20 protein-coding genes are annotated in these 24,396 nt (G+C 63.2%); 2 read left to right on the plus strand and 18 right to left on the minus strand.

All coding sequences use genetic code 11. From position 1 onward, the window contains the following. Positions 1–518: 518 nt before the first annotated feature. The 17 genes from MHAR_RS06535 to MHAR_RS06620 form a co-directional block, all read right to left on the minus strand. Positions 519–1,688: a radical SAM/SPASM domain-containing protein gene (locus MHAR_RS06535; protein ID WP_014586823.1), complete on the minus strand. Its 1,170-nt coding sequence runs from the start codon at positions 1,686–1,688 to the stop codon at positions 519–521. Beyond that, positions 1,685–3,157, minus strand: a complete 1,473-nt coding sequence (cobA, locus tag MHAR_RS06540; protein WP_014586824.1) for a uroporphyrinogen-III C-methyltransferase — start codon at positions 3,155–3,157, stop codon at positions 1,685–1,687. Before cobA ends, MHAR_RS06535 begins: the two co-directional genes overlap by 4 nt. Further along, positions 3,144–4,055, minus strand: a complete 912-nt coding sequence (gene hemC, locus MHAR_RS06545) for a hydroxymethylbilane synthase (protein WP_048144453.1) — start codon at positions 4,053–4,055, stop codon at positions 3,144–3,146. Before hemC ends, cobA begins: the two co-directional genes overlap by 14 nt. Then, a complete protein-coding gene (hemL, locus tag MHAR_RS06550; protein ID WP_014586826.1) occupies positions 4,052–5,320 on the minus strand; it encodes a glutamate-1-semialdehyde 2,1-aminomutase in 1,269 nt (422 codons plus the stop codon). The genes hemC and hemL overlap by 4 nt, the downstream gene beginning before the upstream one ends. 118 nt (positions 5,321–5,438) lie before the next feature. Continuing rightward, a complete protein-coding gene (gene larC / locus MHAR_RS06555) occupies positions 5,439–6,680 on the minus strand; it encodes a nickel pincer cofactor biosynthesis protein LarC (protein WP_014586827.1) in 1,242 nt (413 codons plus the stop codon). 79 nt (positions 6,681–6,759) lie between these two features. Next, positions 6,760–9,516: a formate dehydrogenase subunit alpha gene (gene fdhF, locus MHAR_RS06560; protein ID WP_014586828.1), complete on the minus strand. Its 2,757-nt coding sequence runs from the start codon at positions 9,514–9,516 to the stop codon at positions 6,760–6,762. 63 nt (positions 9,517–9,579) lie between these two features. Beyond that, positions 9,580–10,341 carry a Rossmann-like domain-containing protein gene (locus tag MHAR_RS06565; RefSeq protein WP_143763325.1) on the minus strand — a complete coding sequence of 254 codons (762 nt, stop codon included), beginning with the start codon at positions 10,339–10,341 and terminating at the stop codon, positions 9,580–9,582. A 64-nt stretch (positions 10,342–10,405) separates the two neighbouring features. Continuing rightward, a complete protein-coding gene (locus tag MHAR_RS06570) occupies positions 10,406–11,176 on the minus strand; it encodes a formate dehydrogenase accessory sulfurtransferase FdhD (RefSeq protein WP_014586830.1) in 771 nt (256 codons plus the stop codon). 10 nt (positions 11,177–11,186) lie between these two features. Then, positions 11,187–13,211, minus strand: a complete 2,025-nt coding sequence (gene fdhF, locus MHAR_RS06575) for a formate dehydrogenase subunit alpha (RefSeq protein WP_228369641.1) — start codon at positions 13,209–13,211, stop codon at positions 11,187–11,189. A 45-nt stretch (positions 13,212–13,256) separates the two neighbouring features. Continuing rightward, entirely contained in the window at positions 13,257–14,576 is a 1,320-nt protein-coding gene (locus MHAR_RS06580; RefSeq protein WP_014586832.1) for a formylmethanofuran dehydrogenase subunit B, read from the minus strand. Positions 14,577–14,578: 2 nt separating this feature from the next. Then, a complete protein-coding gene (locus MHAR_RS06585) occupies positions 14,579–14,971 on the minus strand; it encodes a molybdopterin dinucleotide binding domain-containing protein (RefSeq protein WP_014586833.1) in 393 nt (130 codons plus the stop codon). Continuing rightward, positions 14,968–15,792 carry a formylmethanofuran dehydrogenase subunit C gene (locus MHAR_RS06590; protein WP_014586834.1) on the minus strand — a complete coding sequence of 275 codons (825 nt, stop codon included), beginning with the start codon at positions 15,790–15,792 and terminating at the stop codon, positions 14,968–14,970. Before MHAR_RS06590 ends, MHAR_RS06585 begins: the two co-directional genes overlap by 4 nt. Further along, the gene (locus MHAR_RS06595) at positions 15,786–17,555 is read right to left on the minus strand and encodes a formylmethanofuran dehydrogenase subunit A (RefSeq protein WP_014586835.1); all 1,770 of its coding nucleotides are present in this window, start codon (positions 17,553–17,555) and stop codon (positions 15,786–15,788) included. Before MHAR_RS06595 ends, MHAR_RS06590 begins: the two co-directional genes overlap by 7 nt. Beyond that, positions 17,555–18,583, minus strand: a complete 1,029-nt coding sequence (locus MHAR_RS06600; protein ID WP_014586836.1) for a 4Fe-4S binding protein — start codon at positions 18,581–18,583, stop codon at positions 17,555–17,557. The genes MHAR_RS06595 and MHAR_RS06600 overlap by 1 nt, the downstream gene beginning before the upstream one ends. Continuing rightward, positions 18,580–19,191 (minus strand): FmdE family protein, encoded by a 612-nt coding sequence (locus MHAR_RS06605; protein ID WP_014586837.1) that lies wholly within the window; start codon positions 19,189–19,191, stop codon positions 18,580–18,582. Before MHAR_RS06605 ends, MHAR_RS06600 begins: the two co-directional genes overlap by 4 nt. Before the next feature lie 423 nt (positions 19,192–19,614). Next, entirely contained in the window at positions 19,615–20,184 is a 570-nt protein-coding gene (locus tag MHAR_RS06615) for a type 1 glutamine amidotransferase (RefSeq protein WP_014586838.1), read from the minus strand. Further along, on the minus strand, positions 20,181–20,861 hold the full coding sequence (locus MHAR_RS06620; protein WP_014586839.1) for a diphthine--ammonia ligase: 681 nt from the start codon (positions 20,859–20,861) through the stop codon (positions 20,181–20,183). The genes MHAR_RS06615 and MHAR_RS06620 overlap by 4 nt, the downstream gene beginning before the upstream one ends. 360 nt (positions 20,862–21,221) lie before the next feature. Between MHAR_RS06620 and MHAR_RS06630 the strand changes: the two genes are divergently transcribed. Then, entirely contained in the window at positions 21,222–22,904 is a 1,683-nt protein-coding gene (locus MHAR_RS06630; RefSeq protein WP_014586840.1) for an AMP-binding protein, read from the plus strand. A 62-nt stretch (positions 22,905–22,966) separates the two neighbouring features. Beyond that, entirely contained in the window at positions 22,967–23,947 is a 981-nt protein-coding gene (locus MHAR_RS06635; protein WP_014586841.1) for an HPr kinase/phosphorylase, read from the plus strand. Positions 23,948–24,004: 57 nt separating this feature from the next. Here MHAR_RS06635 and MHAR_RS06640 read toward each other — a convergent pair whose 3' ends face one another. After that, positions 24,005–24,346: a DsrE family protein gene (locus MHAR_RS06640; protein ID WP_014586842.1), complete on the minus strand. Its 342-nt coding sequence runs from the start codon at positions 24,344–24,346 to the stop codon at positions 24,005–24,007. Between the last annotated feature and the right edge of the window lie 50 nt (positions 24,347–24,396).

Below are 24,396 nucleotides of genomic sequence, written 5' to 3' on the forward strand. Positions count from 1 at the left end.
ATCATCATCCCCGTTAAAGCTTAGGGTCGGAGGATGGATGGGGACGCATATAAGCCGAAGAGAGAAGAAGTCAGGACCGAGGACGCCCCCCTCCAGGGAGGGCGCCACCGGGGCGGGGGACGGGGCCGCCGATAAGATCGATGGTCAGCGGCCGCCGTAACCCGATGTCGTCATCGAGATTATACGCAGCCGTCGAGGAGCCTCTTTCTTCCACCGCGCTTCTCGCTCGGCTTTATCGGGTCCACCTTTGCTACCTCTTCCTCTTTCTTCTCCTTCTTCTTCTCTTCCGCCATGGAAATCACCTCTGTCATTAATTCGGCTGTACTCGTTTATTAAACTTTCCGATACCGTGGCCCTTCTTTCTCGATCCTGAGGTTGGGATCGTCTCAGGCCATCCCGAAAGGGCGATTCTGGGTTTTAAATCCTGCCTCTATTCCGGCGATGGGGAGAGATCTCATATCCGGCCTTGAGATCAATAAAAAAATTGGGTGATGTCACAGGGACTATCCAGGAGGGTCTCACTTCCCCAACAGGTCCTTCACCACGCAGGTCGGATCCTCGCCGCAGATGTCCCCGCAGTAGTACCGAGCCTTCTGTCGGCAGCCGCCGCAGACGTCCAGGTACTCGCAGTCGCCGCAGGCCCCCGTGAGCTTCGACCTGATATCCCTCAGGGCCAGGAGCTCCGGGGACGGATCGTCCATCCAGATCTCCTTGAAGCTCCTCTCCCGGACGTTCCCGACGACCACCTCGGGCATGAAGTGGCAGGGGAGGACGTCCCCCCGATGGTTTATGTTGGCGACCTTCACCCCGGCGGTGCAGCCCCCGGAGTTCTTGAGGAGCTGGCGGACCCGCTCCCGCCTCTCCGGCTCGTCCTTCAGCATCTCCAGGAGGTACGCCCCGTCCATGGGGGAGTCGGTGGAGAGGATCTCGATCTCCCGGTCCTTCAGCTCGACGGCAGCCTCGGCGAGGAACCTGATGACGCTCCGCCTCTCCTCGGCGGAGACGTCCCGGTCGGAGATCTCCGCCCCCCTCCCCACGGGGACGAGGTGGTAGAGGCAGAACCTAGGGACCCCCAGCTCCAGGGCGAGGTCGAGGAGGGCGGGGACCTCGTGCCAGTTGTCCTTGGTGAGGGTGACCCTCAGGCCGGTCTTGAGGCCGGCTTCCCGGGCGTTTGCGAGCCCCTCGATCGCCCTATCGTAGGCGCCCTTCACGCCCCGGAATCTGTCGTGGGCCTCGGGCCTGCAGGAGTCGAGGGAGACCCCGACGTACCTCACCTCCGCCTCCCTGAGGAGGCGTGCCACCTCCGGGGTGATGAGGGTCCCGTTCGTCGAGATGACCGTCCGCAGGCCGACCTCTCTCGCATGAAATGCGTAGGCGTAGAAGTTTCTGCTCAGGAGGGGCTCCCCTCCGGTGAGGATCAGCATCGGTATCTTGAGGGCGGCGAGCTCGTCGATGAGCCTTATCCCCTCTTCGAGCTTCAGCTCCTCCGCCGCTGCCTCCGTAGCGTCGATGTAGCAGTGGTCACAATTGAGGTTGCAGTGGCGGGTGATGTTCCACATCACCACCGGCTTCTTCTCTCCCGAGAACCTGATCATCTCGTCGGGGACGGGCCCTTCCGCCCCTTCTGCTCTCCTGATGGAGTCCCAGACCGTCGCCTGGTCCGCCAGGGCCTTGGAGAATATTATCATCCTCTCCTCCTCAGCTCTTCCAGCATGGCACCGAAGGTGTACCTATCCGGCATCACATCCACCCTCACCCCGAGTTCCTCCAGAGCCGACCTGGTGGGGGGGCCGATCGCCACCACCTTCGCCTCGGAGAGCCTCTCCCGGAGGCGGCCCTCGGCGTCGAGCTCCTTCGCCCTCGCGAGAAGGTTTCTGGCGGTGGAGCCGCTGGTGAAGGCGAAGACGTCCGGGGTCCCCCGGAGGATCAGCCAGTCGAGCCTGGAGTCGCCGGAGGGGGCGATGTCGTAGAGGTGGACCTCGTCCACCTCCACCCCCGCCTCTTCGAGGATCTCCACCAGCTCGGGGCTTCCCTTGGCGCTCCGGAGGAGGAGGACCTTCTTGAACCGGGGCGCGAGAGCGAGGGCGAGCCCCCGGGAGCTGAAGCTCTCGGGGACGATGGACGCCGAGAGCCCCCGTTCCGCCAGAGCCTCCTCCGTCCGGGGTCCGATGGTGGCGAGGACCGACCTCCTCAGAAGGGCCGCGAGCCCCTCGTCCCGGAGGGCGATCTCCGCCCCGGTGGCGCTGGTGAAGACGACGCAGTCGGCCGCCTCGATCCTCTCGGGGAGGTCCTTAGGCAGGGGAAGCTCCAAGAAGGCTATGGAGGGGGCGAGGATCGGCCTGAAGCCGAGGGATATGGCGATCCTCTCGGACTCCTCCCCCCGGTTGTCCGGCCTCAGGATGGCGATCGTCGGCCGCCTCAGCTCCTCTGATAGGGCTACCACCTCCCCCACCACCAGGATCGCCGGGGCCTGGACGTCCTCCTCCTTCGCCCTCTCGACTACGTCTCCAAGGGTTCCGACGACGACCCTCTCCTCGGGGCTCCACCCCCTCTCGATGAGGGCGGCCGGGGTCTTTGGGTCGCGGCCACCCCGGAGGAGGGCGGAGACGTTCTCTGCGAGCCTCGATACCCCCATCAGGACGACGATGGTCCCGCCGACCCGGGCCAGGGCCTCCCAGTCCAGCTCCTCCTCCTTCCCCGGCTCCTCGTGGCCGGTGACGACGGTGAAGGCGGTGGCTACGCCCCGATGGGTGACGGGGATCCCCGCCCCCGCCGGGACGGATATCGCTGAGGTGACCCCCGGGACGACCTCGAAAGGCACCCTCGCCGCGGCGAGGGCTAGCCCCTCCTCCCCGCCCCTCCCGAAGACGAAGGGATCGCCCCCCTTCAGTCTGACGACGACCTTCCCCTCCCTCCCCTTCTCCACCAGGAGGGCATTGATCTCCTCCTGAGAGAGCTTGTGGCGGCCGGGGAGCTTTCCGACGTCGATCATCTCCGCCCCCTCCCCCGCCCATCCGAGGATCTCGGAGGATAGGAGCCGGTCGAACAAGATCACATCGGCCTCTTCAAGGAGCCTCCTCGCCTTCAGCGTCAACAGCTCCGGGTCCCCGGGGCCGGCGCCGACGAGCCATACCTTACCGCATTCAGTCCGATCCAACTTCCCTCACCGCCTCTTCTGCCAGATCCCGGCCGCCCATCGCCACCAGCCTTCGGGAGAGCTCCCTCGCCCCTTCCAGGTGGTCGGCGGCGGAGATCCGTCCCTCCGCCCTCACCGACCTCGCCCCATCCAGGGACAAGACCTCCGCCAGGACCGAGATCTCGTCCCCGGAGAGCCGGGCGAAGGCGGCCATGGGGACGACACAGGAGCCGCCTATCTCCTCCAGGAATACCCGCTCGCACTCCGCCTCCCTCCTCGTCGGGAGGTGGTCGATCCCACCGACGAGCTCCTCCGCCCACCCTTCCGTCGCCACCACGGCGATCGCCCCCTGGTTTGCGGAAGGTACGAACCTCTCGGGGTCCAGGACGGCGTAGTTGGGACTGTACCCCATCCTCTCGATCCCCGCCAGGGCGAGGACGATCGCCCGGTACCTCCCCTCCTCCAGCTTCCGGAGCCTCGTCTCCAGGTTTCCCCGGAGGGACTCGATGACGAGGTCGGGCCTCGCCCGCCGCAGCTGCGCCGCCCTCCTCATGCTGCAGGTCCCGACGACCGCCCCCTCCTCCAGCCCGTCGATGGAGACGCCGTCGTCGCTCACCAGGACGTCCAGGGGCGAGTCCCGGGGGAGGACGGCTCCGATGACGAGCCCCTCGGGCCTCTTGGAGGGGAGGTCCTTCATGCTGTGGACGGCGACGTCGATCTCCCCCGCCAGCATCAGGTCGTCGATCTCCTTGACGAAGAGCCCCCTCCCCGAGACCCGGTGGAGGGGGAGGTCCAGGACGTGGTCTCCCTTCGTCTTGACGACCTTCATCTCCGCCTCGATCCCCCTCGCCTCCAGGAGGGAGATGGCGGTCCTCGTCTGCCGCAGAGCGAGAGGGCTTCCGCGGCTTCCTACGATCAGCCTAGCAGGTTTGACTTGTAAGCCTCCAGAGTCTCGTTTATGACGTCGTCGGTGTGGGCGGCGGATATGAAGTTCGTCTCATACTGGCTCGGCGGCAGAAATACCCCGGCCTTCAGCATCCTCCGGAAGAAGGCGAGGTATCCCGCCTTGTCGCACCTCAGCGCCTCAGCGTAGTTCTTTGGAGCGGCGCCGAAGAAGATCTTGAAGATGGAGGCCGTCCCCACCACCGAGTAGCTGAGGCCGAGGTCCTCAACGATCTGGGCGAGGGCCTTCCGGAGATCCTCCCCCACGGAGTCCAGCCTCTCCAGGGTCCTCTCCCCCTCCAGGACGTCGAGGGTCGCCATCCCGGCGGCTAGAGAGACGGGGCTGCCGTTGAAGGTCCCCGCCTGGTAGATCCCGCCGCTGGGGGCGACCATCTCCATCAGCTCACGCCTCCCGCCCACCACCCCGATGGGGAAGCCTCCGCCGATGATCTTCCCCAGGGTGGTCATGTCCGGGACGACGCCGTACCGGGCCTGGGCGCCTCCGAGGCTGAGCCGGAAACCGGTTATCACCTCGTCGAAGATGAGAAGTACGCCGTGCTCCTCTGTGAGCCTTCTCGCCCCCTCCAGGTACCCCGGCTCGGGGAGGACGGGGCCGATGTTTCCCAGGACCGGCTCCATGATCACCGCCGCCACCTCGCCGTCGAAGCCCGTCAGGGCCGCCTCCATCGCCCCAAGGTCGTTGTAGGGGACCTGGATGGTGTTCTTGGCCGTATCCTTCGGCACCCCCAGGGAGTCGGGAACCCCCAGGGTCGTCGCCCCGGACCCCGCCTTCACCAGGACGGCGTCGTGGGCGCCGTGGAACCCCCCCTCCACCTTGACGATCCTATCTCTGCCGGTGTAGCCCCGGGCGATCCTGAGGGCGGCCATCGTCGCCTCCGTCCCGGTGCTGACGAACCTGAGCATATCGATGCTGGGGTAGTGGCCGACGATCCTTTTTGCGAGGGAGACCTCCAGCTCCGAGGGGGTGCCGTAGAGCCAGCCTTGCTCCAGCTGTTTCACGACTCGCTCCATCACCAGGGGGTGCCTGTGGCCGAGGATCATGGGTCCGTAGGCGAGGCAGTAGTCGATGAGCCTTTGGCCTTCCTTCGTCCAGAGGTGAGGGCCCTCGGCCCTGGAGACGTAGAAGGGGTAGGGGGATATAGCCCGGACGGGGCTGCTGACGCCCCCCGGCATCAGCCGCTTGGCGACCTCGAAGAGCTGGCTAGAGGCATCAGAAGTCATGAACCATCCACCGGATTGATGGACCCGCTATAGATAGAAGAACCTTGCGATTAGATCGGATCCTCGTAATAAGATCTGATTATCCCTTATGGGAAAGAGTATAACAATCCGGGATATGTCAGGGCCTCGACGGATGGGCCGGGGCCGGGGGCCGGCCGAGCTCTTCCCAGGCCGCCTCCTCCGCCCTCCTCGCCACCTCCCTCAGGGGAAGGCCGCTCTCTCGCGCGATCCGCCGGCAGTCGTCGTGCTCAGCCTTGATCCGGAGGATCTCCCCATCGATGAGGCTCACCTTCAATCTCACCCTGAAAGGCCGGCCTTCTATCTCGAAGCCGACCTCCCTCTCTTCCCTCTCGGCGACGAACCGGTGGAGGGACGGAAAGACCCTGACCCCGAGGCTTCCCGTCTCCTTCATCACGATCCGGGCGAGCCGCTCTGCCTCCTCCTTCTTCGCCAGGACCTGGATGAGGCTTGCGGGCCTTCCCTTCTTCATCAGAGCCGGGACGATGGTGACGTCCAGGGCCCCCGCCTCCATCAGGATCTCTAAAAGGCCGCCCAGGACCTCCCCGGTGACGTCGTCGACGTTCGTCTCCAGCTGGACGACCCGGTCGTGGTGAGGATGGGGATGGCTTTCGCCAGGGCCCTTCGGTGCCGCCGGCTCACCGATGACGGTCCGCAGGAGGTTTGGGACCGCCAAATCCTTCGATCCGGCTCCGTAGCCCGAGGCCCCGGCCCGGATCAGAGGATATTCGGCGGCGGCCTCGTCCGCGAACGCCGCCAGGATCGCCGCCCCCGTGGGGGTCAAGAGCTCCCCTTCGACGGGCCCGCCCCTCCAGAGGAGGGCCGACCCCTTCAGGATCTCCAGGGTCGCCGGCGCTGGGACCGGGAGGCGGCCGTGGGCGGCGACGACGGTTCCCGAGCCGACGGATATCGGGAGGACGACGACCCGATCGGCCCCCAGGCTCTCCCAGGCAGCGGCGCTTCCGGCGATGTCCGCGAGGGCGTCCAGGGCCCCGATCTCGTGGAACCGCACCTCCTCTCCGGAGACGCCGTGGACCCTCCCCTCCGCCTCGGCCAGGATCTCCATGATCTTCATCGAACGGTCGCGGGCCTGGGGGGCGAGGGCTGCCGCCGCCAGGACCGATCTCGCCTCCGCGAGGGTCCTGTACCTCTTCCCGCCGGCATGGATCCTCACCCTCGCGGCGGAGATGTGGTGCTTCTCCGCCCTGGAGATCTCAAGGGTGCAGCCGACCGACTCGACGGCTTTTCTTACCGCATCCGGGTCGGCCCCCAGGTCCAGGAGGGAGGCCATGATCATGTCGCCGGAGGCGCCCGAAGATGGGTCGAAGAGGAGGAGTCTCATGGGGTAGAGTAAGATGCCGCTTTTTTAAATATGATTGGTCCCCTGACGGGGACCATGGCAGAAGGGTCCCTTCCTCGTTTCACGAAGGGACCTTCTCTACGCGGATGGCGCAGGCCTTGTACTCCGGCGTCTTCGCTACAGGGTCCAGGGCGGCGTTGGTGAGGAGGTTCGTAAGAACGTTGGCGTAGTGGAAGGACAAGAAGGCGACGCCGCGGGACGACTTCTCGGTGACCCTCGCCTTCACCCTCACCTCGCCCCGCCTGGACCTGACGAGGACCGTCTCGCCGTCCTCGATTCCCAGATCCTCGGCGTCGGCGGGGCTGATCTCGATCGTCTCCTCCGGCCAGACCCACATTATCCCTTTTGAGCGGCGGGTCATGGAGCCGCAGTTGTAGTGCTCCCTTCTTCGGCCGGTGGTGAGGATCAACGGGTAGTCGGGATCGGTCTCCTCGGCGGGGGGCCTGTGCTCGACGGGGTTGAACTTTCCGAGCCCCCGGCTGAAGCAGCCGAGGTGCATCGTCTCCGTCCCCGGGTGGTCTATCGATGGGCAGGGCCACTGGAGGCCGAGGCCACCCAGCCGCGAGAAGCTCACTCCGGCGAAGATCGGCGCCAGAGACGATATCTCATCCATGATCTCGGAGGGGTCGGCATAGCTCATGGGATAGCCCATCTTCTGGGCGATGAGGCAGATCGTCTCCCAGTTAGCAAGGCCACCGAGAGGGGGGATCGCCCGGTTCACCCGCTGGATCCTCCGCTCCCCATTGGTGAAGGTACCGTCGCACTCGGCGAAGCTTGCGGCCGGAAGGATGACGTCAGCGTACTTGGTCGTCTCGGTGGGAAATATCTCCTGGACGACGAGGAACTCCAGGGCCTCCAGGGAGGAGCGGACGCGGTTGGTATCGGGGTCGGTCTGGGCGGGGTCCTCCCCCAGGATGTAGAGCCCCCGGATTCCCCTCCCCTCCGCCAGCCGCTCCAGCATCTCTGTAGAGGTGAGGCCGGGATCTGCCGGGAGCCGGACCCCCCAGGCCTCCTCGAACTTGGACCGAACCCTCGCGTCCGTCACCGGCTGATAGCCGACGTGGTTGTTGGGGAGGGCGCCCATGTCGCAGGCCCCCTGGACGTTGTTCTGACCCCGCAGCGGCATCACCCCCGTCGACCTGCGGCCGACGTTCCCCGTCAGCATGGCGAGGTTTCCCAGGGAGATGACGTTGGCGGTTCCAGTGACGTGCTCTGTCATCCCCAGGCTGTAGATGATCATCGCCTTCTCGGCGCTGGCGTAGAGGCGGGCGGCCTCGACGATATCGGCTGCTGGAACCCCGGTTATCTCGGCGGCCCTCTCGGGGGTATATCCATCGACCACCTTCCGGAACTCCTCGAACCCCTCGGTCCGGCTGGCGATGAACTCCCCATCCTCCAGCCCCTCCCGGAGGATGACGTTCATCATCCCGTTGAGGAGGGCGATGTTGGTTCCAGGCCGCAGGTTGAGCCAGACCTTCGCCCTATCGACGAGCTCGATTTTGCGGGGGTCGGCGACGATGATCTTTGTCCCCTTGTTGGCCGCCTTGATAACCTTCAGCCCCACAATGGGATGGGCCTCGGTGGTGTTGGAGCCGATGACGAAGAGGACGTCGGCGTCTTCGATCTGGTCGAAGGAGTTGGTGGCGGCACCGCTGCCGAAGCAGGCGGCAAGGCCGGTTACTGAAGGGGCGTGGCAGACCCGGGCGCAGTTGTCGACGTTGTTGGTGCCGAAGACCGCCCGGGCGAGCTTCTGGACGAGGTAGTTCTCCTCATTGGTGCACCGGGATGAGGAGAGGGCTCCCAGGGAGTCGGGTCCGTATTCATCTCTGATCTCGGAGAACCTTCTCGCGACGAGGTCGAGGGCCTCCTCGAGGGTCGCCTCCTCGAATCGCCCATTTCGTCTTATCAGGGGGGTGGTGATGCGGTCGGGATGATGGACGATCTCGTCGAGGCCGAAGCGGCCTTTTACACACAACTGCCCCCGATTCACCGGTCCCTCGCGATCAGGAGCTATGGAGACTATCCTCTCGTCTTCGACCCCGAGCTTCATCCGGCAGCCGACGCCGCAGTAGGGGCAGACGGTGGAGATCGTTTTCTCCGGCCGCGCCCATTTATCGGACCGGACGGATAGGGCGCCGGTGGGGCAGACGTCGACACAAGCGCCGCAGAACTTGCAATCGGAGTCCAAAAGAGATGGGGGCCCTATCCAGTGCATGCGGTGAAAGTCGGGGTTGCTCTTGAGGACCCCCTCCCCCCGGATCTCCGAGCATACTCGGACGCAGCGGCTGCACATGATGCAGAGGTTGTAGTTCCGATCGAAGAAGGGCTCTCTCAACACCGGCATATTCCTGAAGTGGAGCTGATATCTGACCTTCTCCAGGCCCACGAACTCCACCGCCTCCTGCAGCTCGCAGGAGCCATCCTGGGGGCAGAACTTGCAGCCCACAGTCACCGGAAACTTCCTCATGCACTCCCGCAGTTCGGTGCATTCGTTCTTTCGGTCGCAGAAGAGGCAGGAGGTGGGGTGGTTGGTGAGGGCCAGGAGCATCTCCAGGGTGTGCCTTCTCATCTCCTGCAGCTCCTCTGTCCGGGTCTTTACCACCATCCCCTCTTCGGCGAGGGTGTTGCAGGATGTGGGGTAGTGATCCAGGCCCTCTACTGCCACGATGCAGAGCTTGCAGGATCCTATGGGCTTCAAGTCGGGATGATGGCACAGCGCCGGCAGATAAGAGCCGGCTTTCCGGGCCGCATCGAGGATGGTAGCCCCTGAAAGGACCGTCACCTCTCGGCCGTCGATGGTAAGGGTTATCTCAGACATCTTCTCAACCGCTCCTGAGAGGGGTGGTATCAATTTTAAGAGGAGGTTTCTGGATGAGGAAGGTCACTCTGAACAGACGCACCACCTCTCCAGGCCCAGGAGGCGGGCGGCCCCTGCTACGGTCGTCCCGTAGAAGACGACCCGGTTTTCCAACCGAAAAGCCAGCTCCAGAAGGGCGTCTATGGTGCCGTTTACGAGGGTGGTGCCTGTGATCAGAACCAGGGGGCACCTCTCAAAGAGGGGCTCAGGCAGGGCTCCGTCCAGGATTTTGACCCCCGAACGGGTCTCACCGGCACTGGCGAGGTCTGAGACCATCACCCTCTCGGGGCCGAAGACCTCGACGAGAGACGAGAGGATGGCGGGCTGGAGCCCCACCAGCCCCACCCCGCAAGGCCTCTCTCCCCTCAAGAGCTGGGCCAGGCTTTCGGCACATTCCCGGGGGCCGGCATCCCTGCAGTGGACCGTCCCCTCCACGAGGCCGCAATATCTCATGACGGCGTTGATCGTCGATACGAGGACCGCCCGCTCGAAGGTGTTATCCAGGGAGAGCTCCAGCACCCCCTCCAGGGTTCCGGCGAAGACGCCCCGGGCGGAGGTGAAGGCCTGGCCGCAGGATCCCCGATAATTCGCCTGCATCAGAACCTCCTTTCCCCTCAGGAGGGGGAAGTCGTCCATCTCGGGGTTTCCGATCGCTTCAGCGCTGCTGAGGGGCCGGGTCGCTACCACCTGGTCATCCAGCTCATCTCTCGGAACGTCCCTCTGGTCGCACCAGCGGTCCAGCTCGGAGATGAACCGCAATCTTGCGACCTCTAATAGATCCGTCATCCCGGTATTTTCTCCCTTCATTCTCGCCCTCACTCCTTAAATTCAAAATAGCTCGATGCCATCGTCATAATATCCGCTCCTTGCCGGCGTAGACATAGAGATTTGGCCTCCGGGCGAAGGCGGCCAGGGTCATCCCCAACCTCTCGGCAAGCTCAATTCCGGCATTCAAGGGGCCTGCCCTGCTGACCAGGACGGGGATCCCGGCCATCCCCGCCTTGGAGACGATCGCCGATGAGAGCCTTCCCGTAGTTATAAGAACAGACCTCGACGGATCGGCTCCCGCCATGAGGGCAGACCCGACGGCCTTGTCCACCGCCGAGGATCTGCTGACGTCCTCGCAGAATGAGCTTAAGGCGCCCTCCTCTCCGAGGACCAGAGCTGAGTGGGTGCCCCCGGTCCTCCTCCAGACGAGAGCGGCGTCGTTGATCATGTCAAGGGCTTTAAAGACCACCTCGGGACGGATCCTCAGGTCTGAGGCCGTCGGACGAGCCTCCACCTTCATCCCGCCGCCTCTGCCCTCACAGAATATCTCTTTGCCAGCCACCCTCGCCGAGACGAGATCTTCGATCCCACGGAGGTGGCCTTCGCAGAGGAGATGGCCGACGGCCAGCTCTTCAAGCTGGGAAGGGAGGCAGAAGAGCTCCGCCACCATCATGCCATCCAGGATCAGGGCAACCCTCTCCTCGATGGCGACGTCCACCTCCAGGCTCCGCCTCTCGGACCCCGATATCTCAGTGCACCTCACCGTCTGAAAGGCTCCGCCCCGATCGAGCCGCTCGCCCCTCCAGAACTCTTCCGCCTCCTCAACCCTCTCGACGTGCCAGCTCTCCTTCATCCCTCGGGCCTCAAGGCTTCACCGATATTCTGCAGGCGGCCATCTTATACTCCGGAATCTTGGCTATGGGGTCGAGGGCGTCGGAGGTGATGATGTTGGTCGCCTGCCAGTGGAAGGGCATGAAGACCATCCCCGGCTTCACTCTTTTCGTCACCCGGGCCCGGGCCTCGGCCTCACCCCGGACCGTCTCCACCTTGACCATATCACCTTCGCAGATCAAGAGCCTCGCTGCATCCTCTGGATTGATCTCGACGTAGAGCTCAGGGTCTCTATCCAGGAGGGAGGGGCTCCGCCTCGTCATGGAGCCGCTGTTGTAGTGGACCACGATCCTTCCAGTGGAGAGGAGGATCGGATACTCAGGGCTCGTCTCCTCGGCGGGGGGCCTGTTATCCGCGGAGGCGATATTCGCCCTGCTGCTGGGGGTGGAGAACCTCTCCTGATGGAGGATCTCAGTCCCGGGATGGCCCTCGTCGGGGCAGGGCCAGAGGAGGCCACCCACCTTCGAGATCCGCTCCCGGGTCATCCCCCCGTATTGTGGGACGTTCCTGTTGATCTCTTTGAGGACCTGATCGGCGCTCTCCCCCTTCAGGTCCAGACCCATCCTCTTCCCGATCTCATTTATGACCCAGAGCCCCTCCTTCGCCTCGCCGACGGGGGGGACGGCCTGGTCGATCCACTGGACCCGCCGCTCCATGGAGGTATAGCTTCCGTCCTTCTCCGCCCAGGCGGCCGCCGGCAGGACGAGATCGGCCATCCTGGCGGTGGCGGTCATGAAGATCTCCTGGACGACGAGAAAGTCGAGGTTATCGAGGGCGGCCTTCGTCTTGTTGATGTTGGCATCGCAGGTGACGGGATCTTCTCCTATGATGTACATCGCCTTAATCTTCCCCTCCAGCGCCGCCTCCGTCATCTCTGTAGCTGTAAGCCCCGGCCCCAGGGGCAGGTCCTCTGCCTCCCAGGCAGCCTTGAAAAAGTCGATCGATTTGGGGTCTGATGCTCTCCTGTAGCCTGGATAAAACTCGGCCATGCCGCCCATATCGCAATTTCCCTGGACGTTGTTCTGTCCGCGCATCGGCCAGACGCCAGCCCCCGGCCTTCCCATCTGGCCGGCGACCAGGGCGAGGGTGGCGCAGGTCTTCACGTTGTCGGTGCCACAGATGTGCTGGGTTATGCCCATGGAGTAGAGGAGAGAGGAAGCGGGGGACCGGGCATAGATCCGGGCGGCCTGGGCGATCTCTTCAGCGGGAACCCCCGTCATCTCGGAGGCCTTCGCCAGGGAATAGCCTCTGAGGCTGGCAGCGAGGATCTCAAAGCCCTCAGTCCTCTCTTCGATGAACCTCTCATCGGCGAGCTCCTCATCCACGATCACCTTCATCATCCCCCTCAAGAGGTCGATGTCGCTTCCAGGGTTGATCCGCAGGTGGAGGTCCGCCATCCAGGAGGTGGAGGTGATCCGAGGATCGGCGACGATAACCTTAGCTCCGCTCTCCTTCGCCTTCTCTACCCAGCGCGAGACGACGGGATGAGCCTCGGCGAAGTTTGTGCCTATGGCAAAGATGCAGCTTGAGTTTTTGAGGTCTCCGAGGTTGTTGGTCATGGCTCCCGTCCCCAGAACCGCGCCGAGGCCGACGACGGTAGGCGAATGGCAGAGGCGGGCGCAGTTGTCTACGTTGGGCGAGCCGAGGAGGCGGGCTAGTTTCTGCATCAGGTAGTTCTCTTCGTTGTTGCAGCGGGATGAGGCCAAAAAGCCCAGGGATTCCGGGCCGTGGTCCTGTGCGCTGCCGGCCAGGCCCCTTGCTGCCAGATCCAGGGCCTCCTCCCAGGAGATCCTCACAAATTCGTCGCCATCCCTCTTCAGGGGATATTCGAGCCTGTCCCCGTTATTCAAGATCTCCAGGACGGCGTTGCCTTTGGGGCAGAGGGCTCCCTCACAGGCGGGGTGGCCTTTCATATACTCAACGCCCATGGCCTTGCCCCTCTCTACAACGAGGTAATAGCCGCAACCTACTGCACAGTAAGGGCAAAGAGATGGCACCAGTTTTGTAGACAATTCCTATCCTCCTGAAGTGAGCGATTAGTCTTAGGGCAGGGATGAAGGCCTTCTGCCCTCTTTTACACGATCGAATATCTGCCTCAGGGTGTCTTCGTTGCTCCCGGTGAAGGAGAAGGGGGAGGTGGTGAAGGGGGTGAAGTACACCGGGACGTCGTCGAGGCGGTAGAAGGTCCCGTCGCACTCCATGGCGTCGATCACTCCAGGCAGAACGACCTCGGAGATCATGGTGGTGGGACAGGGAGCGATATCGATACAGGCCACCGGGATCTCGGCTAGACGCTCCGCGCAAACCGCCGGAAAGTGGGAGACGAGGTCAGCGCAGACGACGAGGGCCGCATCTGCGTCCTTTTCTCTCAAAAGGTCCACGGCGGAGTACTCGCCAGGGTTGTATCGAGGGTAGCCCCGGGCGAAGTCCAGGGCGAAGGGGTAGCCGTAGAGGTAAGATGCCATCTGATTGAACCCGGCGACGTTGCAGTGGCCCCTCAGGGCACCGATGACGAACTTGGTGTGCCCGTTCAGCTCCTTGACCAGGTTGAAGGCGAGCTCGGCGTTCCGGTGCTTTCCGTAGGATGAGGCGATTCCCAGGCCGACGTAGATCGTGCCGAAGTTGCACCCCTTCATCATGTCCACCATCTCCTCCATTAAGGATATGGGAACGCCGGTCGTCTCCTCGACGGTTGGGTGAGGCCTTTTGCCGTGGAGAAGGGTGAGGAGGGCCGAGAGGAGCTCGTAATCGGAGTTGGGCTTCAGCTGGACGTGAAGGTCGGAGTTCTCGGCCGTAGGCGACCTCCGGGGGTCGACGGTGATCACCGTCCGATCAAACCTCCCCCGGCGGGTCCAGTGCCCCCTCGGGTATATCGCATACCTGGACATGTGCCGGGGCATCGACTCCAGGGGGTTGGAACCCCAGTATACGGCGAGGTCGCCTCTGATCTTGCTGTTTCCCGCCGTCGCCCCGACCCTTCCCGCTTCCTGGATCCCCATGGCCGTCGGGCCGTGGCATACTGTGGAGTTGGAGTCGACGGCGGCGCCGAGAAATTCGCCCAGGTGGAGGCCGACCTCCATCGCCTCGCAGCTGGTCTCGCTCCCCATGAAGATTAGGGGTCGTTTCGATTCGATCAGGATCTCGGCCGCCCTCTCGATCGCCTCAGCCCAGGGGACGGCCCTCTGCTCGCCGTCCACGGTCATCATAGGCTCTCGAATCCTGTGGGCGCTCACCAGCTCCTGGAACTTGGCGTTTCCCATCTTGCAGGCGTTCTTGACCGTCAGGCGATCCCCATCCAGCTCCACCTGGATGTCGTCGCAGGAGGCGCCGCAGACCGGACATATAACGTTCTTATAGACCACGTTCACCCCCTCCTCATAATCATCTTTGTGATCTCCTTAGCGCTCAACACCTCATCCTCGGTGGGCTCGATCAACACCTGTGCCCCCTTGTAGAGGGGCGAGCCCGTCGAGAAGGTCTCGGGATCGACTACGACGTTCGCCCAGATCGCTCGCGGCATGAAGACCTGCCCCGGCGGGATAGACCCGTCCTCTCTGGCATGGACTGCCACGCTCCGGCTTCCATCCACCTCCGCGACCCTGACCCTATTGGGCCGCCCCAGGACCTCGAAGTCTGCGGGATTAATGGAGCATACGGCGCATTCCATCTTGTAGGCCTCGGTGAACTTGTCTCCGCCCTTGGCGAGCCTCCCCTCGTTTATGGTGCTCCCGCTGTTCAGCAGGACGACCAGGCTCATATCATCGCCTCCCTGGCGTAGAGGACCCCCTTCGGGCTCTTGCTTATGGCGTAATCTCCGGTGAACTTTGCGAAAATCCCCTCGACCCTCCGGCCTCCGATCGTCGGGTCGACCTCGGAGCCCGCGGCAACAAAGCCGGGGGTGAACTGTTGGATCCTGCCTAGGACGACGATCGATCCCCCGACCATCTCGGCCCCGACTCCCCTGACAGCGTCTTTTCCCACCACGATCAGGCCGCCATTCTGCCGGATGCCGCAGAAGTTCTCAACGCTGCCTCCGACGACGATCTCGCCTCCGGCCATCCCCCCACCGAGCTGGCTTCTCGCATTCCCGCAGATGAGGATCTTCCCGCCGGTCATGCCGCGCCAGCTGCCCCGGTAGGCAGAGCCCGCGTGATCTCCGACGTCTCCTCCGACCTCCAGGAGGCCTCCGGTCATGTTCATCCCCGCCCAGGGGCCGGCGTTCCCCCTCACTCGGATCTCGCCTCCGGCCATCTCAGACCCGAGGTGCATCCCAGCCGAGCCGCGGATCTCGATCCTGCCGGAGGTCATCCTCTGGCCGATCCTCTTGACCCGTGACGCGTCGCCGTCGATCAGGATATCGACCGCCGATACCCCATCTACCGTCTTCTCATCCGTCACATCAATATCAAAGAATTCCGAAATATGTGCCCCTCTCGGCCCCTGCCAGACCGCAAGTCTGCCGATCTCTCTCTCAGACCTTCCGGCGAAGATGTCCGGTGAGATCGACTCCGCCTCGATCATTATCTCGATCTCGCCCTTTGGGGAGAGCCTCACTTTCCTGGTCAGAACCATCACCATCCCCCCTCAGCGCCGTTGACGACGATCGCCTCCGGGTTCCTCAGATACTTGTCCGGCACCGGGTAGTTCGCAAAGCCGATGGTGTAGTACTTGAACCACTCACGAACGTCAGCCATCATATCTTTCGTAAGACTCTCGTCGACCTCGGGCTTGCAGTAGAACCTCCTCCCGTCGGGGATGTTGACGATCTCCCCGTCCCTGACGACGACCTTTCCGTCCTTTATGGTTAGATCGGCCCGGCTGAAGGCCCTTATCACTTCATCGGAGTCGGCGGGGTTGAAATTCTCGGGGTCGATGTCGTAGACGGCGACGTCCCCGTCAGCCCCCGCCCCCAGGTGGCCCTTCCGATACGCCATGCCGATGGTCCTGGCAGCGTTGGCCCTGGTTAAGATGGCGATCTCAAAGAGGGTCATCTCCCTCTCGACCCCGCCGAGGCTGGACCGATCGTACCCCCACTTATGGCACTCGGCGGCGGTCGCATCCCTCGCCCGCCTCGACATCAGCCAGGCTATCACCTGGGGGTACTTGGTGAATACCCCGCCGTTGGGGTGGTCTGTCGTCATGATCGTCTTCCAGGGGTCGTCCACCATGAGGAGCATCTCCAGGCCTATCGCCCACTGGATGGCGCTGATGGGGTTACCCTTCAGGTAGGTGAAGGGTAGTACCCCCGAGCCACACTCCAGCTCCACGTCGGTGTTCGACCACTTCTGCCCCCCGATCCCGGCGAGGACGTAGAGGTCGTGGATCGAGGGGCCGTCGCCGGTCATGCAGGTGGCTGGCCCAAAGGGGACTGCCCCGTTGTCGATCACCACGTGGTCGGCCTTGTTGACGTACCTGGCGAGACCTTCGGCCCCGGACTCGAAGTCCCTCCAGCTCGTGCCGCCGAAGGCGTTGAACTGGGCGTGGGCGAGGTAGACGCTCTGGGCTCGATGGGGGTCCATTTTCGTCTCGGCCCACTCTACCCCCATCTTCTGAACGGGGGCGAAGTCCGAGGGGATGGCGAGGGAGTCTTTTGTGATCTCGGCGTTTCCGGGGTGGCCGAGGTTGTTTGCGTGCAGGTGGAGCGAGATCGGCATCCCCAGCCTCTCGTTCACCTCGGCGAGGCCGTGGATCACCTCTCTTGCCGTCACCTCGAAGTGGATGTTCGGCTCGTCGAGGGAGTGGACATTTTTGCCCCAGCCCCAGTTCTCGACCCCAGCGGGGTTGACGCACTTGATCCCGTAGGCCTTGTGGGTCTTCATCATCCAGGCGACGTAGGCGGCGGCCTTTTCGATCTCTCCCTGGTGGAGGTAGCGCATCAAAAACCAGTTGTTTCCAAGGACGAGGTAGGCTCCCATGTCGAGCATGGGGGTTGACCTCATCTCCTCGTGGGTGTGCCGGGCCTCCAGGGGAGGCATCGCCGCCTCAAAGACGGTGGTGTAGCCCATCGCCGAGTATTCGTACCCCTGCTTGTAGACGCTGGGAACGGTGTAGCCGGAGCCCGAGTGGGCGATCTCGGTCCTATGCCTCACGGAGCCGATGTGGTCTTCGGGGCGCATCAGCCTTCCGGCGTTCACCTTCGCTCCGGCGACGTGGGCGTGGGAGTCGACGCCCCCCGGCATCACCGTCTTTCCCCTGGCGTCGATAGTCTCCGCCCACGCGAGATCGGCTCCGGATAGGTCATTTACTACTTTTCCGTCCTTTATGAAGACGTCCATCACCTCGCCGTCGATCCCGTTGAGGGGGTCGAAGACGTGACCGTTCTTGATAAACATCGTCGGCATCAGACCACCTCCCTCTTCTCAAGCCATATCGCCTCCGTCGGGCAGATCAGGCTGCAGGTGGCGCAGGAGCCGCAGACATCCTGGTCGACCACCACGATCGCCCCGTTCTCCACCTCCAGGAGGGGCTTCTTCTCCAGCTCGTTGAGGTGGCCCGCTGCAAGATACGGGTCGGAGAGGGCGTTGACGGGACAGACGATGACGCAGTTTCCGCAGCCGAGGCAGGCGTCCCGGTCGGTCTTCAAGATGGAGGTGAGGGTCGGCCGGGGCGCGGCCTCGGAGAGCTTCTTCTCGAAGGCCTTCTTCCCCTTCATCTCCGGAACGATCGCCGTCTTTCTGACGGAGATCGCGGCCACCGGGCAGGCCTGGGCGCAGGCTCCACAGTAGATGCAGGCGTCCCTCCGGTGGGTCACCTTCTCCACGATCTCGCCCTGCCGCCAGGAGCGGTTGAAGAGGGCGTTGGCGGGACAGGTGTCGACGCAGGTTCTGCAGGCCTGGCAGATCTGATCGTCCCGGAAGAATTCTCCGGCGAAGGGCTTCTGAAAAGTGATGGCATCTTTCGGACAGACGGCGGCACACCAGCCACAGTGGACGCATCGATCGAGGTCTATCTGAATCTTTCCTTCCAGTCTCAAGCTGCCATCTTCGGCGAGCCGTCTATCCTCGAGCTCGATGCAGCCTTGGGGGCAGACCTCGGCGCAGAGGCCGCAGTGGACGCATCGTTCATTCACCAGGGTGGGACTAAGGGCGAAGTTGAGGTAGGAATCGTCCTTCTCCGCCTTGCCGGAAACTCTAACCTCCAGAGCCCCGGTAGGGCAGACCCGGGCGCATAAAGCACAGAAGACGCATCCCCCGCTATTTCGCTTCTCGAGGAACTCCTTATCGATCAGCCCCCGGGCGACGGCCCCCACAGAGCCTATCACCAGCTCTCCTTTGGGACATATCTGGACGCAGGTCCCGCAACCTATGCACTTCTCGGGAAGATAGACCTGGGCCTTCTCCCCCCTCTCTTCCAGAAGCACCTCTCTCATCTAATCCCCGCAGAACCGATCTCAATATTGCTCTTCGATCGTTGAGCGCAGCTTTTGCAGCTCCTCTCATCTCCCTGAAGGACGAAGCTCTCGCCGCAGGAGTTGCAGACGGCGATCCTCTTCTCCGGCTTTTCTAAAACCTCGAGGTCCACCATCCCCCAGGTGTAAACCGCCTCTTCGGCCCTGATCAGGTCCGAGATCGCCTCCTCATGAGGAACCTTATCGATCTTCATCTGCCAGGAGTGAAGCCTCGGATAGGAGGCGGTCTTGGCCGGGTCGAGGACGGTCCTTTTGCCATTGACCCTCTCCGCACCTCGGGGAGCCCGCCTGGAGATCGTCGCCGCCATCTTCCCCAGGTTCTCGATTCTGAGCCCCTTATTTCCGATGGTGCAACCCCCCAGCACCTGAAAGGCGTCGGGCAGGCAGCTCGAAGTCTCGCAGGTGACAAAGAGCCTATCTCCTTCCGAAAATCCCAGCGTCCTTCGGGCTATGTCATAGATCTGGATGCCGACGAAGACGCCGGTGCTGAGGTAGCCGTGAAAGGGGACGACCCTCTCGATCTGCGAAAGGATCTCCGGGTCGGTTATCGATCTTATGACCTCCTCCAAGGAAGAAAACCTCCTCCCTCCCTTCAAGTATCAGAAGGTTTAAGAAGGTTTGTATATTCGCTTACTTGAAGGCGGATATGACGGCTTCTGCATTTACTGATGGCCAGGGGCAGGTCCTCTTCAGGATGGGATATCCGGGGGGTGATAACGCGGACCGTTCCGAGATCCTCATAGAAGGCAGGCAGGTGGATTCGATTGCTACGGTCCCGAATCCCTCAGCAGGAGAGGCTCTGGAAGAGGCTTCCACGGCCTTCAAGAAGCGGCCAGGTCCTTTCCATAATCGGTGAAGGGAAGACCGCCCAGATCTGGGACATCTCGGAGGCGACCGCCTCTGAGGATTGGCCCGTCTCCGATGGCTGCCATGATCTCCGGGAAGGCTCCTTTTTGCCATCGGACCTCCACCGGCTTTGTTCACCCGGAGGTTCAACGGATCTCATTCAGAGGGAGAGCATCAAATCTCTCCACTATCCACCGGTTCCTCACCTCGGGGTGGAATATGATCCCGTAGACGGGCCTATCTGCGTGCTTGATGGCCTCCACCTCTCCGGGCCGCCCCGCCACCAGGTCGAAGCCCTGAGGCAGGGTAACGCCAAAGTTATGGAGGTGGTAGCCCTCGATCCGCCGGGGCGTCCCGAGGAGGGGGGTCTCCTCGACGATATCGATAGCTTCGAGGCCGATCTTCGGCTGGGGGACGACCTCGCCGCCGAAGAGGGCGGCTATGACCTGCATCCCGGCACAGATCCCGAGGACGGGCTTATCGAGATCTCCGATCCAGGAGAACAGGTCTATCCTTCGAAGGTAGAGGTCGTCTTTGAGGGCGGTGCCGCAGAGGACGATCCGGTCGGCCCTCAGGATTTCGTCTTCGGTCACCTCGGTGAAGTGGACGACCTCAAACTCGGACCCGGCCCGGCTCACGATGCGGGCGATGGGATCGACGAACTCGCGCCTCGAGAGGGACCGGGGCCTGAAGCAGAGGTCGACGAGGAGGATCACCTCTCCACCAGCCTCGCCTCTTTGATTATGAGACGTCCTCTATAATTATCGTACTCCTTCACCGCCTTCAGGACCTCGACCCGCCTCTTGAAGACGGGGCCGTCGAGGACTATCGTCTCGATCTCCCCCCCCTCCCCGGAGGGGTTGATGGCGTACCGGTCCCGGAGGTCTTCGAGCTTCTCGATCCGTGGACCGTCGATCCTGGCGCCGACGAAGGACTCGTCCAGGGGGTAGGCGAAGACCCCGGTGATGATCACCTCGAACCCCTCGGAGACGAGGAGGCGGAGGTACTCCAGCTGGTCGATCTGCCAGAGGGGGTTATAGCACCAGAGGTCCAGCTCCCGGCAGATCCGCTGGACCCGGGCCGCCTGGTAGACCGACTCGATCGCCCCGGTGACGATCCCTTCGACCCCGTATTCGTCCACCGCGGCGGCGATGGCGTCGGAGAGGTCGGAGAGCTCCGCTTCCTCTTCACCCGCCGTCGGCCAATTGAGCTGAGGGACTCCGACCGCCTCGGCTATGAGCCCCGCCCAGGCGATGTTGGGGGTGTGGAACATGTAGCTGTCGGGGTTTGCGGATACCATCGTTATGAGGCAGGCGACCGAATCGGTCTCCATCGCCCTCCTGCATGCGTAGACCGAGTCCTTCCCTCCGGAGAATAGGACGCCCAGTATCACACCTCGATCTCGGCATAGCCTTTTAAAAAAGGTGTTGGTGACCGGGCGGCGGCACCACTCTCAGGATTAATCATTTATATCAAAGCCCCTTCTAGTCGGGAGGCGATGCGGGGCCGGATCCTTGGATCATCTCCCCCCAAAGGTCGGTCGCGAGATCCGCGGCCCGGGGGAGAGGCGGCGGAGATTCGGCTGGAGGGAGCCGTTCTCGGAGGCGGATAATGAGCCATCGGCCTCGGAGCTCTGGCAAATGAGGTCGACCGCTCCCGGGGATGCGATGATTCGCCCCTCCACCGGGGTCTGACGATCAAGGAGGGCCGGTGGTAAGGGTGTCCACGAGCCCCAGCGCCAGGAAGGGTCTATATGTCGTCATTGGTTTCCAGGTTCGTATCAGGGACGGAATTCGAGGCTTACGAAGAATTTAAAAATAATATGAAGATAAATGTGCCGGAGAGGTTCAACTTCGCCTTCGACGTGGTGGACGTCTACGCCGAAATGGCACCTGATAAAAAAGCCCTCGTCTGGTGCAACGACCGGGGCGACGAGCTTATCCTCACCTTCGGGGAGCTGAAGCGGAGGAGCGACCAGGCGGCAAACTTATTTAAAAAGTGCGGCATAAGAAAGGGGGACTCGGTCATGCTGACCCTGAAGGGGCGGTACGACTTCTGGATATGCATGGTGGGGCTCCATAAGGTAGGGGCGGTGGCGATCCCGGCGACCCACATGTTGAGGGCGAAGGACATCGCCTATCGGATCAGCAAGGCGGACCTCAAGATGATCGTCTCCATCGCAGAGGACGGCGTCCCCGACGAGGTCGACGGAGCCTGCCGGGATCTCGAGGGGGCGAAGCCCGTCAGGGCCCTAGTCGGCGACGGCGTCGATAGGCCCGGCTGGCTCGACTTCCGCCGGGAGCTGGCGGCGGCTTCGCCGGAGTTTGAGCGGCCCCCGGGGCGAGAGGCGACGGAGAACGGGGACGTCCTCCTCGCCTACTTCACCTCCGGGACCACCGGCTACCCCAAGATGGTGAAGCACGACCAGACATATCCCCTGGGCCACATCCTGACGGCGAAGTTCTGGCAGAACGTCGTCGAGGACGGCCTCCACTACACCGTCGCCGACACCGGCTGGGCGAAGTGCGTCTGGGGCCAGATCTACGGCCAGTGGATCGCGGGCTCGGGGGTCTTCGCCTACGACTACGACAGGTTCGACGCCGGCAGGATGATGGAGATGGCGACCAAGCATGGTGTCACCACCTTCTGCGCCCCGCCGACGATCTATCGTTTCATGATCAAGGGGGATATGTCGAGGTACGACTTCTCCTCCCTCAAGTACGCCGTCACCGCCGGCGAGCCCCTCAACCCCACCGTCTACGACCTATTCTTCGAGGCGACGGGGCTGCGGCTGATGGAGGGGTACGGCCAGACGGAGACGGTCGTGGCCATCGCCAACTTTCCGATGATGAACCCGAAGCCCGGATCGATGGGGAAGCCGTCGCCCGGTTACGACATAGTCCTCGTCGACAAGGACGACCGGATCTGCGATGTGGGGGAGGAGGGGGAGATCGTCATCAGGACCGACGAGGGAAAGCCCCCGGGGCTCTTTATCGACTACCACCTCGACCCCGATAGGATGAGAAACACCTGGCACGACGACTACTATCATACCGGGGACACCGCCTGGATGGACGAGGACGGCTACCTCTGGTTCATCGGGAGGACCGACGACATGATCAAGAGCTCCGGCTATCGGGTCGGCCCCTTCGAGGTGGAGAACGCCCTCATGTCCCACCCGGCGGTGATGGAGTGCGCCGTCACCGGCGTCGCCGACCCCCTCCGGGGACAGGTGGTGAAGGCGACGGTCGTCCTGACGAAGGGTCACACCCCATCGGAGGAGCTGGAGGTCGAGCTCCAAAACCACGTCAAGAAGGTGACCGCCCCCTACAAGTACCCTCGGATCATAGAGTTCGTGGAGGCCCTCCCCAAGACGATCAGCGGCAAGATAAGAAGGATCGAGATCAGGGAGAGGGACGAGACGAGGGGCGGATGAATCCCCGATCGTTGAATGGGGCCCATTAGGGGATGGCGGCGCAATCCAGGGAGGCGCAGGATATGGCATACCAGGTGAAGCTGATATCGAAGGAGGAGAAGGGGGACCTGGCGGAGCGGTACGGTCTCCAGGTGAGGTATGAGGTGAAGTCGGAGATCTATGGCTGCTGCATCAAGCTGCTCACTGGATCGGAGGAGGTGAGGGACCGGTGGGAAGAGAACTTCTACAACATATCCCAGAACATAAGGTCCCACGCGAGGCTATACGTCGTCAGCGACCCCGAGATGGGGGAGGACCGGGTCTTCTACGACCCCCAGTCCAAGACCGCCTTCCTCGTCAACGTCACCTACTACGGCTGGATCAAGTCCCTGGCCCTCAGCGCCGCCGGGGACGTCCTGGAGGACCAGCACGGGATCTACTCCGTCCACGGCGCCTGCCTCGACCTCCGGGGCCGCGGGATCTGCCTCCTGGGCGGGTCGGGGGCGGGAAAGACGACCCACACCTACGGCCTCCTGAGGAGGCCCGAGACCCGGGTCGTCTCCGACGACTGGTTCTTCGCCCGGATCTACGGCGACGACGTCCTGGCCTTTGGCTCGGAGAAGAACTTCTACATCAGGGCGGAGCTCTCGGAGATCTGGAGGGAGTTTGGCGGGCTCATCGAGAAGGCAGAGTTCGATGAGGAGGGGAGGGGGGTCGTCGACCTCCGTCTCGCCATCGGCAAGGGCAGGATCCTCCCCCTCACCACCCTCTCGGCGGTGATAATCCTGAAGCGCGACCCCGAGGATGAGGTGATAAAGAGGAGGCTCTCCCCCGGTGAGGCCCTCTCGATCCTGGAGGAGAACGGCTACTATAACCCCCACCTCCTGGTGAAGGACGAGTTCAAGGGGGCCCTCCGGAGCGGATTCTTCCGGGAGCTCTTCACGAGGGTCCCCGTCTTCATGGTCAACACCGTCAGGACCCCCGAGGAGAGCCAGAGGGCGATTGGAGATCTGATATCCGAAGCCCTCCGGCAGGAGGGCGGCCTCATGGGAGGGGAGCGGTGATCAGATCCGGAGGATCGGGCGGAGGTCTATCTATCCCCCAATACGGCCTTTGGCCGGCTAGGGCCTGACGTAGGCCCACCCTTCCGACTGCCTCTTCACCAGCTCCCCCGTCCCCGTGGGGACGACCTCGGCGACGGCCATCACCTCCTCCTCTCCGATCCCCATGGCTCGGAGGGTCCTGGAGCAGACGGCGAACCGGACTCCCCGGGCGGCCAGCTCTTCGACCCTCTCGCCGAGGGGGGAGGCCTTGAGGAGGGCGGCCACCCCCTCGGAGTTGGCCAGGATCTCCGCCTCCACCAGATCGTCCCCCAGATCTGCCAGGAGGTTATTTACGTTGTTCAGGGCAAGGCTCGCCCGATCCTTCTCTGCAAGATGTAAGATGGCTCGATACCTCTTCAAGGCTGACTCCTCACCGACTCTTTTCTCCTGACTATGGAAGTAATCCTTAT

The sequence above is a fragment of the Methanothrix harundinacea 6Ac genome (genome assembly GCF_000235565.1).
In the GTDB taxonomy this organism is placed as follows: domain Archaea; phylum Halobacteriota; class Methanosarcinia; order Methanotrichales; family Methanotrichaceae; genus Methanocrinis; species Methanocrinis harundinaceus.